Annotated in this window: 13 protein-coding genes; 10 read left to right on the forward strand and 3 right to left on the reverse strand. The window is 66.0% G+C overall.

Going from position 1 to position 16,407, the window contains the following annotated elements; genetic code table 11:
* Positions 1-66: 66 nt before the first annotated feature.
* Both parC and ACLD02_RS03650 read left to right on the forward strand, forming a co-directional pair.
* Complete coding sequence (parC, locus tag ACLD02_RS03645; RefSeq protein ID WP_410297961.1) at positions 67-2,307, forward strand: DNA topoisomerase IV subunit A; 2,241 nt, start codon at positions 67-69, stop codon at positions 2,305-2,307.
* Between the two features lie 47 nt (positions 2,308-2,354).
* A complete protein-coding gene (locus tag ACLD02_RS03650) occupies positions 2,355-3,239 on the forward strand; it encodes an acyltransferase (RefSeq protein WP_203103350.1) in 885 nt (294 codons plus the stop codon).
* Between the two features lie 87 nt (positions 3,240-3,326).
* On the opposite strand, the gene ACLD02_RS03655 is transcribed toward ACLD02_RS03650, so the two are convergent.
* Positions 3,327-4,067, reverse strand: coding sequence for a TIGR04219 family outer membrane beta-barrel protein (locus ACLD02_RS03655; protein ID WP_203103348.1), 741 nt, complete (start codon positions 4,065-4,067; stop codon positions 3,327-3,329).
* Positions 4,068-4,232: 165 nt separating this feature from the next.
* On the opposite strand from ACLD02_RS03655, the gene ACLD02_RS03660 reads away from it, so the two are divergent.
* The 5 genes from ACLD02_RS03660 to ACLD02_RS03680 all read left to right on the forward strand — a co-directional run bounded on the left by ACLD02_RS03660 (position 4,233) and on the right by ACLD02_RS03680 (position 9,921).
* Complete coding sequence (locus ACLD02_RS03660) at positions 4,233-4,769, forward strand: DUF2058 domain-containing protein (RefSeq protein WP_203103346.1); 537 nt, start codon at positions 4,233-4,235, stop codon at positions 4,767-4,769.
* Positions 4,766-5,611: a S1 RNA-binding domain-containing protein gene (locus ACLD02_RS03665; RefSeq protein ID WP_338015190.1), complete on the forward strand. Its 846-nt coding sequence runs from the start codon at positions 4,766-4,768 to the stop codon at positions 5,609-5,611. Before ACLD02_RS03660 ends, ACLD02_RS03665 begins: the two co-directional genes overlap by 4 nt.
* A gap of 50 nt (positions 5,612-5,661) precedes the next feature.
* Positions 5,662-6,429, forward strand: a complete 768-nt coding sequence (locus ACLD02_RS03670; protein ID WP_203103344.1) for a helix-turn-helix transcriptional regulator — start codon at positions 5,662-5,664, stop codon at positions 6,427-6,429.
* A 96-nt stretch (positions 6,430-6,525) separates the two neighbouring features.
* Positions 6,526-8,871 (forward strand): penicillin acylase family protein, encoded by a 2,346-nt coding sequence (locus ACLD02_RS03675; protein ID WP_410297962.1) that lies wholly within the window; start codon positions 6,526-6,528, stop codon positions 8,869-8,871.
* Positions 8,872-9,000: 129 nt separating this feature from the next.
* Positions 9,001-9,921 carry an alpha/beta fold hydrolase gene (locus tag ACLD02_RS03680; RefSeq protein WP_203103340.1) on the forward strand — a complete coding sequence of 307 codons (921 nt, stop codon included), beginning with the start codon at positions 9,001-9,003 and terminating at the stop codon, positions 9,919-9,921.
* A gap of 163 nt (positions 9,922-10,084) precedes the next feature.
* On the opposite strand, the gene epmA is transcribed toward ACLD02_RS03680, so the two are convergent.
* Together epmA and efp are read right to left on the reverse strand one after the other, a co-directional pair.
* On the reverse strand, positions 10,085-11,023 hold the full coding sequence (epmA, locus tag ACLD02_RS03685) for an EF-P lysine aminoacylase EpmA (protein ID WP_410297963.1): 939 nt from the start codon (positions 11,021-11,023) through the stop codon (positions 10,085-10,087).
* A gap of 8 nt (positions 11,024-11,031) precedes the next feature.
* Positions 11,032-11,601: an elongation factor P gene (gene efp, locus ACLD02_RS03690; RefSeq protein ID WP_203103336.1), complete on the reverse strand. Its 570-nt coding sequence runs from the start codon at positions 11,599-11,601 to the stop codon at positions 11,032-11,034.
* Between the two features lie 53 nt (positions 11,602-11,654).
* On the opposite strand from efp, the gene epmB reads away from it, so the two are divergent.
* From epmB to ACLD02_RS03705, 3 genes are all read left to right on the forward strand, one after another.
* Positions 11,655-12,662, forward strand: coding sequence for an EF-P beta-lysylation protein EpmB (epmB, locus tag ACLD02_RS03695; RefSeq protein WP_203103334.1), 1,008 nt, complete (start codon positions 11,655-11,657; stop codon positions 12,660-12,662).
* 87 nt (positions 12,663-12,749) lie between these two features.
* A complete protein-coding gene (locus tag ACLD02_RS03700) occupies positions 12,750-14,228 on the forward strand; it encodes a hypothetical protein (RefSeq protein WP_203103332.1) in 1,479 nt (492 codons plus the stop codon).
* A 98-nt stretch (positions 14,229-14,326) separates the two neighbouring features.
* A complete protein-coding gene (locus ACLD02_RS03705) occupies positions 14,327-16,405 on the forward strand; it encodes an EAL domain-containing protein (RefSeq protein ID WP_203103330.1) in 2,079 nt (692 codons plus the stop codon).
* The last annotated feature ends 2 nt before the right edge of the window (positions 16,406-16,407 follow it).

Consider the following 16,407-nt stretch of genomic DNA (forward strand, 5'->3'; position numbering starts at 1 on the left):
GGCGCGCTTTTTCGCGTGTAGCGTGTCAGCGTGTTGCGTGCAAGCCAACGAGCATAGCGAGTAATCATGGCTGACGATTTCGAAGATCTTTCCCTCCGCGATTACACGGAGAAGGCGTACCTGGACTATTCCATGTACGTGATCATGGACCGGGCCCTGCCGAAGATCGGCGATGGCCTGAAGCCGGTGCAGCGGCGCATCATCTACGCGATGAGCGAGCTGGGCCTGAAGAACACCGCCAAATACAAGAAGTCCGCCCGTACCGTGGGCGACGTGCTGGGTAAGTTCCACCCCCATGGCGACTCGGCCTGCTACGAGGCCATGGTGCTGATGGCGCAACCGTTCAGCTACCGCTACCCGCTGGTGGACGGCCAGGGCAACTGGGGCAGCCCGGATGATCCCAAGTCGTTCGCGGCAATGCGTTACACCGAATCCAAGCTGGCCCCCTACGCGGAAGTGCTGCTCTCCGAGCTGGGCCAGGGCACGGTGGAATGGGTGCCCAACTTCGACGGCACCATGGACGAGCCCAAGCTGCTGCCGGCGCGTCTGCCCAATGTGCTGCTCAACGGCACCACCGGCATCGCCGTGGGCATGAGCACCGACATTCCGCCGCACAACCTGAAGGAAGTGGCGCGGGCCTGTATCCATTTGCTCAAGGACCCGGGTGCCTCGCTGGATGATCTGCTTGAGCATATTCAGGGCCCGGACTTTCCCACCGAGGCGGAGATCGTCACGCCCCGCAATGACCTCATTCGCATGTACGCGGAGGGCAAGGGCAGCCTCAAGCAGCGCGCCGTGTACGAGCGCGAGGAAAACGACATCGTGGTCACGGCGCTGCCGTACCAGGTGTCCGGCGCCAAGGTGCTGGAGCAGATCGCCGACCTGATGCAGAAGAAAAAGCTGCCGATGGTCAGCGACCTGCGTGACGAATCCGACCACGAGAATCCCACTCGCCTGGTGATCACGCCGCGTTCCAATCGCGTGGACGTGGAACAGCTGATGAGCCATTTGTTCGCCAGCACCGACCTGGAGAAAAACTACCGGGTCAATCTGAACATGATCGGCATCGACGAGCGGCCCCAGGTGAAAAGCCTGGACACCATTCTCAACGAGTGGCTGCAGTTCCGGCTGGTCACCGTGCGCCGGCGCCTGCAGCATCGTCTGGACAAGGTGCTGGACCGTCTGCACATCCTGGAAGGCTTGCTGGCGGCGTACCTGAACATCGACGAGGTGATCGAGATCATCCGTCGGGAGGACGCGCCCAAGCCGGTGCTGATGGAGCGCTTCGGGCTCAGTGACCGTCAGGCGGAAGCGATCCTGGAACTGAAACTGCGCCACTTGGCGAAGCTGGAGGAAATGAAGATTCGCGGTGAGCAGGACGAGCTCGCCGAGGAGCGCGCCCACCTGCAGGCGACCCTGGATTCGCCGGCGAAGATGAAGAAGCTGATCGCCTCCGAGCTGGAAGAGGACATGGAGAAATACGGCGACGAGCGCCGTTCTCCGCTGGTCGAGCGCGCCGAGGCCCGGGCCCTGGACGAGACCGATCTGGTCAGCGCCGATCCGGTCACCGTGGTGTTGTCCGAGAAGGGCTGGATTCGTGCCGCCAAGGGCCACGACGTGGACGCCGCCGGCCTCAGCTACAAAGCCGGGGATAAATTCCTGGCCGCCGCCCAGGGCAAATCCAACCAGCCGGTGTGCTTCCTGGATTCCACCGGGCGCAGTTATTCGCTGCCCACCCATACCCTGCCCAGCGCGCGGGGGCAGGGCGAGCCCCTGTCCGGCCGCGTCAGTCCGCCGTCCGGCGCCAGCTTCGTGGCGGCGGTGATCGGCAAGGAACAGGACGCCTACCTGATGAGCACGGACGCCGGTTACGGTTTTATCGTCCGCTACGGCGACCTGCTGGCCAACAAGAAGGCCGGCAAGAACGTGCTCAATGTGCCCAAGGGCGCCAGGGTACTGGCGCCGCACCCGGTGGGTGACCCGCGCCAGGATGTGATCGCGTTGGTTTCCAACGAAGGCCGGTTGCTGGTGTTCCCGGTGCGGGATCTGCCGGAGATGGCCCGGGGCAAGGGCAACAAGATGATGTCGATCCCGTCGGCGCGGGTGGCGGACCGCTCCGAGTTCGTCCAGGACGTCCAGGTGCTGGGGCCGGAGGACCTGCTGGTGATCCGCGCCGGCAAGCGCCACCTGAGTCTCAAACCCGGCGATCTGGAGCACTACATGGGCGAACGTGGCCGGCGCGGCGCCAAGCTGCCCCGCGGCTTCCAGAACGTGGATGTGCTCGAGGTGGAGCGGCGCGGTGATTAAGCTTTTTCGGTATCATCCGCTTTGATCCGAGGAAGAGGAGCGGGCGGATGCGGGCCCAGTTGACCGGTATCGTTACGTTTTTGCTGTTGTTGTTGAACACCCTGGTTTTGATCGGGCCGATGATGCTGGTGGCGTTGCTCAAACTGGTGGTGCCGGGGCGGGCCAACAAGGCCCGCCTGTCCGCCTGGGTAATGTGGATCGCCGAGACCTGGGCGGAAATCTGCAAGGCGATCTTCGCGTTAATGACACCCACCCGCTGGGATATTCGTGGCGATGAAGACCTGCGCGGCGATACCTCCTACCTGGTGGTGAGCAACCACCAGTCCTGGGTGGACATCGCCGCCCTGGTGCAGACCTTCAACCGCAAGACGCCGTACTTCAAATTTTTTCTCAAGAAGGAACTGATCTGGGTGCCGTTCCTGGGGCTGGCGTTCTGGGCCCTGGATTATCCCTTCATGAAGCGCCACACCAAGAGCCAGTTGGAAAAGCGGCCGCACCTGAAGGGCAAGGATCTGGAAATCACCCGGGCAGCCTGCGAAAAGTTCGTGGACATGCCGGTGACGGTGGTGAATTTTCTGGAAGGCACCCGCTGCACGCCGGAAAAACAGGCCCGGCAGAATTCGCCGTACACCCATCTGCTGCGGCCCAAGGCCGGTGGCGTGGCCTTCGTGCTGGCGGCCCTGGGCGAGAACCTGGATGCCTTGCTGGATGTGACCGTGGTGTACCCGGGCGGCAAGCCGCCGGGCTTCTGGGCGCTGCTCAGTGGTCGGGTGCCACGGGTGATCGTGGACGTGCGCACGCTCAAGCTGGAGCCCTGGTTGTGGCAGGGTGACTACCAGGAGGATCGGGCGTTTCGCGCGCGGGTACAGAAGTGGGTGAGTGGCCTGTGGGCCGAGAAGGACGCCCGCATCGAAGCACTGATGAAGGAATAGCCGGGTCGTGTGCCGCCCGGTCGCTCCTACCTACGTGCCTCCGTTGTAGGAGCGACCGGGCGGCGTACCGCTTCAGTCGCGATGGCGTCAGAACGCCAGGGTGGCGGCGAGATAGGGCCCGCCGATTTCCAGATCGGAATCCAGGTCGCCCACGTCATCCAGGTCGATTTCCATGCGCGAATAGCCTGCTTCCACGCCCAGCAGGAAGTCCGAGCGCCAGCCGACACGGGCGGTGTAATCCCGCATGCCGCTGCCGTCGTACTCCACCGCGTTGACCTCGCCGCCCACGTACACGCCGGTCAGCGGCAGGTTGGCATGCACCGCCAGATGGCCCATCGGGAACGTCTCATCGGCCTTCTCGTTGGCGGCGTTGCCGAGGGTGTCGGAGCGGATGGTGATGTCCGCCTCCAGGCGCCGCACGGTAATCCCCAGATCCAGCTTCACCACGTTGTCCAGCGGGGTCCAGTAGAAGGTGCCGTCGAGCATCTCCAGATCGTATTCGGAGGACACCTCGCCGGTGAAGGTCTGGTCGTCGAAGGTCACCGGGTCGATCAGGGTGTTGCGTCCGTCGTCGGACAGGTCCATGTGCCGCAGGCGCACATTGGGCAGGATGGGCACGGCGTGTTCAACGCCCACGAACAGCACGGTCTGGTCGCTGTCGTCGAAGCCCAGGTCATCTTCCATGTCGATGTCGTTACCGCCGGAGGCGATGGTGCCGGAGGTTTCCGTGTCCCAGCTGTAGCCGCCGGCGTAGACATCCACCAGGGGCGCAGCCTGGGTGACGGGGGCGGTGGCCGCCAGCGCGGCGAGCAGAGTCAGACGCTTCATGGTTCCTGGTCCTTCTTTTGATAGGTATCGGGGGCAGTATTGCATTGCCATAAACAGCCACAAAGGCGGTTAATCAGTGTTTTACCTTTGTCGGTCGCAGGATGGCGTCAAGGCGGCGCTTTCCTTTATGCTCATGCCGTCAGCAAACCTGTGCACGGATTCACCATGGCCAATTCATTGCAAGACCAGCTCATGAAAGCGGGGCTGGCGGACAAAAAGAAGGCGCGCCGCGCCAAACAGGCGAAGCGCGAGGATGCCAATCGCGCCAAGCGAGGCGAGATCGAGTTCGAGGACCCGGCGGAGCGTGCCCGGCGCCAGCGCGCCGAACAGGCGGAGCGCGACCGCGCGCTCGAAAAGGAGCGCCACGAACGTCAGCGCGAGCGGGAAATCGCCGCCCAGATCCGTCAATTGATCGAGACCCACCGGATTGATCGCGGTAACGGCGAGCACAGCTACCAGTTCGTGCAGGACAAGAAGATCAAGAAGCTCAATGTCACCGGCAAGCAACAGGATCAGCTTGCCCGGGGGCTGATCGCCATCGTCATGCTCGGCGAAGGCCATGAACTGGTGCCGGCGCCGATCGCCGAGAAAATCCGCCAGCGCGATCAGCGGGTGGTGGTGCTGCTCAATGAAAAAGGCGCCGCCGATGAAGGGGACGACCCCTATGCCGATTACCCGATTCCCGACGACTTGATGTGGTGAGCACCGACCATACGGGCGATTGCCCCTCCATCGGTGCCGTCGCGGTCTTGCCGGTGGCACGCCGAGTACGCGCCGGGCTACTGCTGGATGGCGGAGCCCTCGGCGAGCTGTTGCTGCCGGCCCGGGAGCTGGGCGACGGCGAGCCGCCGGCGGCGCTGCGTGTGTTTATCTACCAGGATGGCGACGGCCAGGCCCGGGCCAGCGCCCGCTTGCCCCGGCTGCTGCCCGGCCAGGTGGGCCGCTTGAAGGTGGTGTCGGTGAGCCGGGTGGGTGCCTTCCTGGACTGGGGGCTGCCCAAGGATCTGTTGCTGCCGTTCGCCGAGCAGGGTAACCGGCCGGAGCCGGGCCGCTGGCAGACCGTGCGTGTGGTGCGCGATCACGAGGGGCGCCTGTTCGCCAGCGCGCGCCTCGACCGGTGGCTGGCGGATACCTGTGACGACTTCGCCCAGGGGGATGCGGTGTCCCTGGTGGTGGTACAGCGTACCGAGCTGGGCTACAAGGTGGCGGTGGAGGGTCGCTACTGGGGCCTGCTGGCGGAGGAAGGCCAACGCGACCTGAAACCGGGCCAGCGGCTCACCGGCTATGTGCAGCGGCTGCGCGCGGACCGGCGCCTGAGCCTGTCTCTGAACCCGCCCGGCGCCGCCAAGCGCGAAGGGGTGGCGGAGCAGGTCCTGCGGCGGTTGCAACAGGCGAACGGTTTTCTGCCGCTGGGCGACAAGAGCCCGCCGGACGACATCCGTGCCACCTTTGGCTGTAGCAAGAACGCGTTCAAACAGGCCATCGGCAAGCTCTACAAGGAGGGTTCGATCATCATCGAGCCGGCCGGCATTCGTCTGCGCTAGGGCCTGTTCGTCACCGAAAAAACCAATAACAACTTCTCGGGAAGCGAACCATGGCGCATCCAAACCGTTTGTACGTATGGGACGACCGGTTTCTGTATCTGACCGACGCCATCGTGTCCGGCCTGACCCAGCGGCATACGCTGACGCTGCTGGTGTCGCTGGGCGACGAAGGCTTCCGCCTCGGCGATGAGCAGGGGCGGGTCGGTGAGTATCCGGCGGCGCTGGTGGGCAATCAGACCGCCCGCTCCCTGGACGCCAGCCGCGCGCCGTTGCTGTCCATGAACTTCGACCCGCAAAGCTACGAATACCATTGCCTGGCCGCCATGCTCGGCCGTCACCCGGTACGCCCGGTGATCGTCACCCCCGGGTGGATCGACCCGGCCGTTCTGCGCACCGCTCGGGAGGGAACCCTGGATGCCGCCGGCCTGTTCCGGCTGAGCACCGCCTTGCCGCGGGCCTTGAGCGGTTATCGCCCGATCCGCATGCCGATGGACATGCGGGTGATCCATATCGCCCAGAAGATCAAAAAAGAGCTGCCGCTCACCAGTACCCTGGAGGAACTGGCCGCCGAAGTGGGGGTGTCCGCCCACCGTCTGCGTCATTTGTTCTCCGACAAGCTGGGTATCTCGATCAAGAGCTATACTCTGTGGGCGCGCATGCGCCGGGCGGTGGAGCTGATCGCCCACGGAGAAGCGCTGTCCGTGGTGGCCCACGATGTAGGATTCTCCGACGCCGCCCACCTGACCCGTACCCTCAAGCAGTTTTTCGGGCTGACCCCTTCCTTCGTGGCCCGGGGCATGGACGTGCGCATGCTGTAATAGCCGCTGCGTTCAAGTGCCGGCGCCCGCTTTGCCCTAGGCTTTCCCGACTGGATACCGCCCGGTGTCCGAAATAACAAGAATCGGGAGACTTCAATGAAAACCCTGTTCCGACCCTCCATGTGGTCGCGGGGCGCCGTGCTCGGCGCCGCCGTGATCCTGGCCGCCTGTGGCGGTGACAGCTCCTCCTCTTCGCCGTCGACCGACAGTGACGGCTACCAGGCCACCATCGAACGCACCACCTACGGTATTCCGCACATCACCGCCGAAACCTACGGCGGCGCCGGTTACGGCCACGGTTACGCCATCGCCGAGGACAATCTGTGCGTGCTTGCCTCCGCCTATGTCACTTTCCGAGGCGAGGGCTCCCGCTACTTTGGTCCGGACGCCCCGGCGGCGCCCATGGGCACCTTCGGCAGCCCGACCAACAAGGACGCCGATTTCTTCTTCCGTTTCGTGGTCAACGATGACCAGGTGGCCATGTTCCGCGACGCGCAGCCGGCGGATGTGCGCGAGCTGGCCCAGGGCTTCGCCGCCGGGTTCAGCCGCTACGTGCGTGAGGTAAAAGGTGGCGAGCACGGCGGCCGTCATCTCACCTGCCGGGACGAGCCCTGGCTGGCGACCATCACCGAGCAGGACGTGTTCCGGCGTCTGGTGGCCTTGAACCTGGCCGCCAGCAGTTCCAACCAACTGGCGGCCATCGTCAACGCCCAGCCGCCCTCATCGCCCAGCCCCACGGGCCTGGTGCGCGCCGCCGCCGAGGTGCCCCTGGACGAACACCGCTTCTGGGTGGGCGGCGAGGAAGGCATCGGCAGCAACACCCTGGCGTTCGGCGCCGACGCCACCGAATCCGGCGGCGGGCTGTTGTTCGCCAACCCGCACTGGTACCTGGAAGGCGTGGATCGCTTCTATCAGTTGCAGATGACCATTCCCGGCGAATTGAATGTTTCCGGGGTCGCCATCATGGGCGCGCCCATGGTGCTGCTGGGTTTCAACAACAACATCGCCTGGGCTCACACGGTGTCCACGGCGCGCCGCTTCACCCCGTACTTTCTGCAGATGTCCGATGCCACGCACTACATGAAGGACGGCCAGGAAAGGGCGCTGGAAGCAGTGGAAATCACCATCCAAAAGAAACAACCGGACGGCTCCCTGGTGCCGGAAACCCGCACCCTGTACCGTTCCGAATACGGTCCCATGGTGGATTACCACAACCCGCAACTGCCGGGCTGGACCAACACCACCGCGCTTACCCTGCGTGATATCAACCTGGAGAACACCCAGTCCTTCCAGAACTTCCTGGCCTTCGATCAGGCGGACTCCCTGGACGATTTCTATGCCGCCATCGAGGAGCACGTGGGCATCCCCTGGGTGAACACCACCGCCATCGGTCGGGGTGATGAGCGCGCCCTGTACTCCGACATCACCGCCGTGCCCAACGTGCCGGACAGCCTGGTGGCTAACTGCGCCATGGGCATGCTGGCCAGCGGCCTGCCACTGCTTAACGGCACCACGTCCGACTGTGACTGGCGTCAGGACCCGGACGCGGTATTGCCCGGCGCCTTTGGCCCGGCCAACCTGCCTCACCTGTTCCGCCGTGATTACGTGGCCAACATGAACGACAGCTACTGGCTCACCAACGCCAATGCGCCGCTCACCGGCTATGCCGGCATTATCGGCCAGCAAGACTATCAGCAGAGCCTGCGCAGCCGCATGGGCCACACCCTGGTGGAAGACCGCTTCAACAGCCGTGACGGCTTCGCCGGCTCGCAGATCAACAGCACGCGACTGCGCGACATCGTTCTCAACAGCCGGGTGCTCAGCGCCGAGCTGCTCAAGGAGCCGGTGCTCACGGCGGTCTGCGGCGGCACCCTGAGCGCGGATGAGCAACAAGCCTGCCAGGTTCTTCAGAACTGGGATAACACCGGCAACCTGAATGCCGTGGGCGCCCACGTCTGGACCGCCATCCATGAACGTCTTGCCGCTATCGAGGATCTGTGGGCGGTGCCTTTCGACGCCCAGGACCCGGTGCACACGCCGCGCGGCCTGAACACCGGCAACAGCGACGTGCTCACCGCCGTGCGGCAGGCCTTCAGCGACGGCGTGGCGGAGGTGGTGGACAATGGCGACGCGCTGGATGCTCCACTGAGCGAGGTGCAGACCTACGCCAAGGCCGACACCGACATCCCGCAATATGGCGGCGAGGGCAGCGAGGGCTACTTCACCGTGCTGCGTAACACCTACCTGCACGTGGTGGATTTCCCGGAGGGTGAGCCGGTGCGTGCCTACACGCTGCTGTCCCACGGCGTGTCCACCGATCCCACCAGTCCGCACTACGCGGATTACACCGAGGCCTACTCGCGCAAGCAATGGCACCGGGTGCCCTTCACCCGCGAGCAGATCGAGAACGCGCGCATCTCCATTACCGAGATCAGCGAGTAACCGACCCGGGCGGCCCCGATCATCCGGGGCCGTTCGCCGGCCCGACGGGCCAGAATGCCCGGCGGCGCTTGTGGGCGCGGCCGGGCTTTTTTATGTTGTGCGCCTGTCCCCATCGAGAGAGAGGCGCCCATGGCCACCGGCACGGTGCACAGCAACGGTATCGAACTGTTCTACGAAACCCGCGGTCCGCAGGATGGCGTTCCGCTGGTGTTCATAATGGGCTTGTCGGCGCAGCTGGTGTTCTGGCCCGAGGGGTTGCTCGACGCCCTGGCCAATCGCGGTTACCGGGTGATCGCCTTCGACAACCGGGATGCCGGCAAGTCCACGCGCATCCGCAAGCCTTTCAAATACGGCCCTGTGCAGGCGATGCTGCGCCACATGGTGGGCCTCAAGGTGCACGCCCCCTACACCCTGAGCGATCTGGTCGACGACACCATGGGCTTGTTGGATGCCCTGGATATCCAGAAGGCCCACCTGGTGGGCGCTTCCATGGGGGGCATGGTGGTGCAGCTGGCGGCGGCCACCCGGTCGGACCGGGTGCTCAGCGCCACCTCCATCATGTCCAGCACCAACAGCCCGCTGTTGCCACCGCCCAAGCCGGCGGCGCTGAAAACCCTGGTGGCGCCCCGGGTGGAAATCGAAAACGTGGATCAATACGTGGCGTTCGGCCTGGACATGATGGCGAAGCTGGGCGGCACCCTGGACCCTGGCCGCGACGAGCTGGAGAACATGTTCCGGCGCAGTTGGGAGCGCGGCCTAAACCCGCGTGGCATCCGCAACCAGTTCCTGGCCATTCTGGCCACCGGCAACCTCACTAAAAGGCTCAAGCGGGTGCGCTGTCCGGTGCAGGTGATCCACGGCGGCGCCGACCCGCTGATCCGCCCTGCCGGTGGCAAGGCCTCGGCGCGGGCCATCCCCGGCGCCCGGCTGACCATCATCGACGGCATGGGCCACGACCTGCCGCCCTCGGCGCAGCCGCGCATCGTCGAACTGATCGACGCCAACTGTCAGCGGGTGGCGGAAGAGAAAGCGGTGGCGGTGGGGGTTTGAGGGGGGCTGGACGCCAGACGCCGGACGCCGGACGCTCAACCCGGGCCTGAAACCCATGGTGCGCTACGGCCAGGAAGGTGAGGCCGGGCAGGAAACACACCATTCCTTCCAGCGCAGGGTTTTAGCGTCCAGCGTCCGGCGTCCAGCGTCAGGCACCTAAAGCTCATGCTCGCCCAAAGGGAAACGGCCACACCTGCTCAATACGCCCGGCGCCGCTGAGCACCATCTGTAGCCGCTCCAGGCCCAGGGCCACGCCGCTGCACGGCGGCAGGCCCGCCCGCATCGCGGCCAGCAGATAGGGGTCGGCGGTCATCGGCCGTTTACCGGCGGCGCGGCGCTTTTCATTGTCCCGTTCGAAGCGGCGCGCCTGTTCGTCGGCGTCCAGCAGCTCCTGGTAACCGTTGGCCAGCTCCAGGCCCCGGTGGTAGATCTCGAAGCGGCGCGCCACCCGGGCGCCGTCCCTGTCCTCGGAGGTTTGCGCCAGGGCCGCCGCCCAGCCGGGGAAATCCGTGACCACGGTGAGCAGCGCCGGGTCCAGGGCCGGCTCCACCTCCAGGGCCATCAGATAGTCCACCGCCTGGGGGCCGCTCAGACCCGCCGGGGCGCCGGCCTGTTCCGCCCGGGCGGCCAGCTCCGCCGCCGCGCTGGTGAGCGGGTCCAGCCCGGTCACCGAAGCGAACAGCTCGCGGAAGCGGCGGCGCTCGGCGCCGGCGCCGCACAGCGGGCCCAGCAGCGCCAGACATTCGTCCACCAGGGCATCCAGGTCGAAACCGGGCCGGTACCATTCCAGCAGGGTGAATTCCGGGTTATGGCGGGCGCCGGCCTCGCCATCACGGAACGCCCGGGCGATCTGGTAGATCGGCCCGCTACCGGCGGCCAGCAGCCGTTTCATATGGTATTCAGGCGAGGTTTGCAGCCAGCCGTGGCCGGGGACTTCGATGGCGTCGATGTGCTCGTCACTGACGGCGTGGGCGGCCAGCAGCGGTGTGCTCACCTCGAGCACGCCGCGCGCATCAAAAAAGGCGCGCACCGACCGTAGCAGGTCGGCGCGCGCCTTCAGGGCATCGTGGGCGGTGGTGGGGCGCCAGGATGCATCGCTCATCAGCGTGCTCAGTTCTTGATGCGGCCCACGTATTCGCCGGTGCGGGTGTCCACCTTGATCACCTCGCCTTCCTGCACGAACAGCGGCACGCGAACCACCGCGCCGGTGCTCAGGGTGGCCGGCTTGCCGCCGGTGCCGGCGGTGTCGCCCTTCAGGCCCGGGTCGGTCTGCACGATCTCCAGCTCCACGAAGTTGGGCGGCGACACGCTCAGCGGCTCACCGTTGTACAGGGTGACCTCGCACATGTCCTCTTCCTTCAGCCACTGCTTGGCGTCGCCCACGGCGTCGGCGCCGGCCGGCTTCTGGTCGAAGGTGTTGGGGTCCATGAAGTGCCAGAATTCGCCATCGCTGTAGATGTACTGCATGGTGACGTCGAGAACGTCGGCGCCTTCCAGGCTGTCGCCGGACTTGAAGGTGCGCTCGATCACCTTGCCGGTCTTCAGGTTACGCAGTTTCACGCGATTGAAGGCCTGGCCCTTGCCCGGTTTGACGAACTCGTTTTCGATGATCGAACACGGGTCGCCGTCGAGCATGAGCTTCAAGCCGGATTTGAATTCGCTGGTAGAATAGCTGGCCATAGACTCTGATCCACTGTTGCGGGAATTTCCGGATGGCTTTGAAAAGGTTGGCCATGATAACTCAGGAGGCCGACGGTTGGCAGGTGCCCGATTGGCGCCGCCTGCAGGCGGACCTGGTCACCGACGTGGCGGTCCTGTGTGAGAGCCTGGGACTGGACCCGGCGCGGCTGCCCGGCGGCGTCGACACCACCAGCGATTTCCCGCTGCGCGTGCCGCGCCGTTACCTGGAGCGCATTGAGCCCGGCAACCCGGACGACCCCCTGCTGCGCCAGGTGCTGGCCAGCGGCCGGGAGCGGGAAAGCGTGCCCGGTTATGGCGCCGACCCCCTTGACGAGGCCACCCACACCCCGGTGCCCGGCCTGCTGCACAAGTACCATGGCCGCGCCCTGCTGGTGGTTACCGGGGCCTGCGCGGTGCATTGCCGCTACTGTTTCCGCCGCCACTTCCCGTACCAGACCCATCTGTCCGGGGGGCGCTGGAAGCGGGCCCTGGAGTGGCTGCGCGGCCGTGATGACATTCGCGAGGTGATCCTCAGCGGCGGCGACCCCCTGACCCTGGGCAATGAACGGCTGGCCTCCCTGCTCGAGGAACTGGCGGCGATTCCCCATCTCGACCGGCTGCGCCTGCACAGCCGCACCCCGGTAGTGATCCCCGAACGTCTCGACGATGGCCTGTTGAGCCTGCTGGACACGCCGCGCTGGCGCACCACCCTGGTGTTGCACGCCAACCATCCCCGGGAGATCGACGCCGGGCTGGTGGACCGCTGCCGGACCCTGACGCGGGCCGGCGTGACCCTGCTCAACCAGGCGGTGCTGCTGGCCGGGGTCAACGACGACGCCGACACCCTGGCGGCGCTGTCCGATGCGCTCCACGACGCCGGCGTGCTGCCTTACTACCTGCATCAGTTGGACGCGGTGGCCGGCGCCGCTCATTTCGCCGTGCCCGATCACCGCGCCCGGGCCCTGCACGCCGCTTTACGCGCCCGCCTGCCCGGTTTTCTGGTGCCCCGGCTGGCCCGGGAAGAGCCCGGCGAGGCGGCCAAGACAGTGCTGGCTGGTTAATTTACAAGCAGGTGTTTTTCCCGTACGGTTTTGTGATTCAGTTCACAAAATAGCGGGCGACGGGGCCCGTCGGTGAGGGAGACACCGATGCACGAGGCTTGGCCAACGGATTTGGCATGGGCGCTGCCGCCCGATGCCGATCAACCCATCGAAACACTGTCCCTGGGCAGCGACTGGCCGCGACGCCTGCGAGCCTGGCTGGCGACACTGCCCATCGATGAACCGATGAGGGACCCACGGCGTGGCGTGCTGCCTCTGCTGCGGCTTGTCGAGGAGCTCGCTCGCCTGCGGGTGGATGCGCGCCGCCGTCTGGCGCTTCTTGAGGAGGTGCGTTCCTGTGTGCACCAGCTTGCCCAGGTCCTGGAGGCGGATTTCCTGAACCAGCCCCTGGTGCCACCGGCGCGCAGCCGGGCCGCCGCCGACCATGCCCAGGCTCTGTTCGAGCAACTGGCGCGGGGCTACCAGGCGGTGGCCGTGGCGCTGCTCAAGGGGCGTTTGGGCCCGTCCGCCCGCCAGGCCGCCGCCACTGCCTTGCAGCGGGCCGCCGAGGCACTGGCCCAGCGATTGTGCCTGGCCTGGTTGCTGTATACCCCGGTGCCGGAAGGTTTGTGGAGGCGCCTGCACCGTCTTTATGCCACCGCTGAACACCATGCTCTGCAAACCGTCACCGTGGCCGATTCGCTGCTGCCCGGACGCGAGGGCTCGGTGCACAGCGCCTACGCCCGCTTGCTGCTGGTGGCCAGTGCCCAGCCCAACCGGTTGCGCCCCGCCGCCTTGCTCGCCCTGTACCGGGGGGCGGGCCACTGGGCGCATTGGCTGTCACTGCACGGGGATCGCCGTCAGGCCCGTTTCCGGGTGGACCCGGAAAGCGACCAGGGGCCGTGGCCGGTGGGCCGGACGGCCCCGCCCGGGCACCTCTATTTTGACCCCCGGCCCCTGGCCCAGGCCCTGGTGGATGGGGACGGAGGCCCCGGTGTCAGCCCACAGGGCGACATTCTGTTGAGTCAGTTGCGAGCGGTCTGGCTGAGTGTGCCGGATCGTGCCCGGCCACGGCATGCGGTCACCGGCGAGGCCGGCCTGCTGCTTGGCCTGAAAGCCGCCCACGACAGCCTGGAACCGGGCGGTGGTGAGCTGGACCCGCATCCGGTGCATTGGCTGGACCGTGCCGAAGGCGGCTGCCGGCTGGCCTGGGAAGGCGCTACGCCTCGGGGCCTGCGCACCGGCGCGCCGGTGGCGGTGCGTGACCCGGAGGCCGGTGTTTGGCGGGTTGGGGAGGTACGCTGGGTGGCCCGCCAAGGCGACGGCGCACAGCTGGGCGTGGCCCTGTTGCCCGCCGGTACCCGTCCGGTACGGCTCAGTCATGGTTACGGCGACACCCTGCCGTCCCCGGCCCTGTTGATCCCCGGTGGTGTCGATCGGGCGGAGGAATCCCTGCTGGTTCCCACCGCCGAATTTCGCCCAGGGGCGCGGATCACCCTTTGGGAGGGGCCGCCCCGACTGGCCCGCCTGGCCACCCGGGTGGCCGCCTCCCCGGATGTCACTCGCTTCATCTTGCGCCCGGATTGACCTCCGCCGAGGCGATTGCGTTGATCCAGGTCTTTGGCGAACGGAGCGGCGTCAGGCACAATGTATGCCCTACGAATAACGGATGAGCACTGGCGCCGATGACATACGCTCTCGATACCCTCCGCTTGCTGATCGCCCATGACTCCCAGGATGAAGCCGAGCAACTGATGAACGCTCTGCGCAATGCTGGCCGGGCGACCCGGGCGCAACTGGCGTTGAATGAGGACGACCTGGTGCGGGCGCTCAAGGGCGGGGCCTGGGAACTGATGCTGTGCCGGCCGAGCTTCGGCAACGGTACCTTCGAGAGTGCCATGGCCCACATCAACCGGCTCGGCAAGGCGCTGCCGGTGGTTTTGCTCAGCGACGACTACAACGCGGAAATCGTCCGTGACGCCTACAATGCCGGTGCCCGCGCGGTGGCCCCCAAGGACGACCGTGAGCTGCTGATGCAGTGTGTCGACCGGCTCATGGAGTTTCTGCGCCTGCGCAAGGAGCTGCAGCACTCGGAGATCACCCGCCACGAGGCGGAGAAGCGTCTTCGATTACTGATGGACCAGAGCCGTGACGCCATCGCCTATGTGCTGGACGGCATGCATATCCACGCCAACGAAAACTATGCCCGTATGTTCGGCTATGACGACGCCGATGAGCTGGCCGGCGTGCCGATCATGGACATGGTGTCCGCCGATGACCACGATCGCCTCAAGCAGTTGCTGCGCAGCCGCGCCCAGGATCAGAGCCAGACCAACGAACTGGAATGCCGGGGCGTGCACACCGACGGTAACGAGTTCGGCGCCAACTTCATTTTCTCGCCGAGCACCTTCGATGGCGAGGCCTGCACCCAGATCGTGATTCGCGCCACCGGCCTGGATGAAAACGCCCTGCAGGAGCGGCTTCACGAGATCAGTCAGACCGACCAGGTCACCGGCCTCTACAGCCGCACCTGGTTCATGGAACAACTGGATCAGGCGGTCAGCGACGCGGCCCGGCAGGGCGAACTGGCGGCGGTGCTGTATCTGCGCCTGGACGATTTCGAGCATCATCAATCGCGCCTCGGCATGGAAGGCGCCGACGACGCCCTGCGCGTGGTGGCGGACTGGCTGCGCGGCCACTGCGTCGGCGCCAAGCTGGCGCGGGTGGACGGCGAGGATTTCGCGGTGCTCAAGCCGGTGGCCGACATCGACGAAGCGGCTGCCCTGGCCGAGGAGCTGCGCGCCGGCATCGAGACGCTGATGCCCGAGGTGGCGGCGCGCACCGTGCACATCACCGCCAGCCTGGGCGTGGCTTTCGCCCGCGAGGACGCGCGCAGCAGCCAGGACATCCTCACCAAGGCGCTCAAGTGCTGCAACCAGGCCCAGCGGCAGAACGACGAACAGGGCAATGCCATCAAGATCCACGATCCCATGGACGATGTGGCCGCCGGTTCCAACGAGGCGGTTGCCCTGAGCATCCGCCAGGCCCTGGAAAAAAGCAGCTTCCGTCTCAGGTATCAGCCGCTGATGAGCCTGCGCGACGAAGGCGAGCAGATTTTCGAGGTGTTCGTGCACATGCCCCAGAAACAGGGCGACGACCTGGCCGCCGCGGACTTCATGCCGGTGGCGGCGGAGCTCGGCATGGCTGGCAAGGTGGATCGCTGGGTGGTACTCAACGCCATGCGCGCCGCCGCCGCCCTGGACGAGAAGGTTACCCTGCTGGTCAATCTGAGCGGTTACTCCCTGGGCGAGGCGGGGCTGGCGGAATGGCTCACCAAGGCCATGCGCGCGGCGCGTCTGTCCGGTGAGCAGGTGATCTTTCAGTTTTCCGAGGGCGACGCGGTCAACTACCTCAAGCAGGCCGGCGCCTTCGCCGAGACCATGCGCAAACAGGGCTGCGGGCTGTCCATCAGCCGCTTCGGCGGTGGCCTCGACCCGTTCAAACTGTTCGAGCACATCCCCGCCACCATGGTGAAGTTCGAAGGCTCGTTCACCCAGGAGCTGGGCAAGGCGGAAAGCCGCGAGCGTTTCGCGGAACTGATTCAGCAAGTGCAGGGCAGCGGGCGGCGCACCCTGGTCGGTTTCGTGGAATCCGCCGCGCAGATGCAGACCCTGTGGACGCTGGGTGGGGTGGATTACCTGCAGGGCTATTACCTGCAGGCACCAATGGATCGCCTGGAGGCGGCGGAAACCACCGACGGCTGAGA

The organism is Alloalcanivorax sp. C16-2, from assembly GCF_046507615.1.
Lineage (GTDB): Bacteria > Pseudomonadota > Gammaproteobacteria > Pseudomonadales > Alcanivoracaceae > Alloalcanivorax > Alloalcanivorax marinus_A.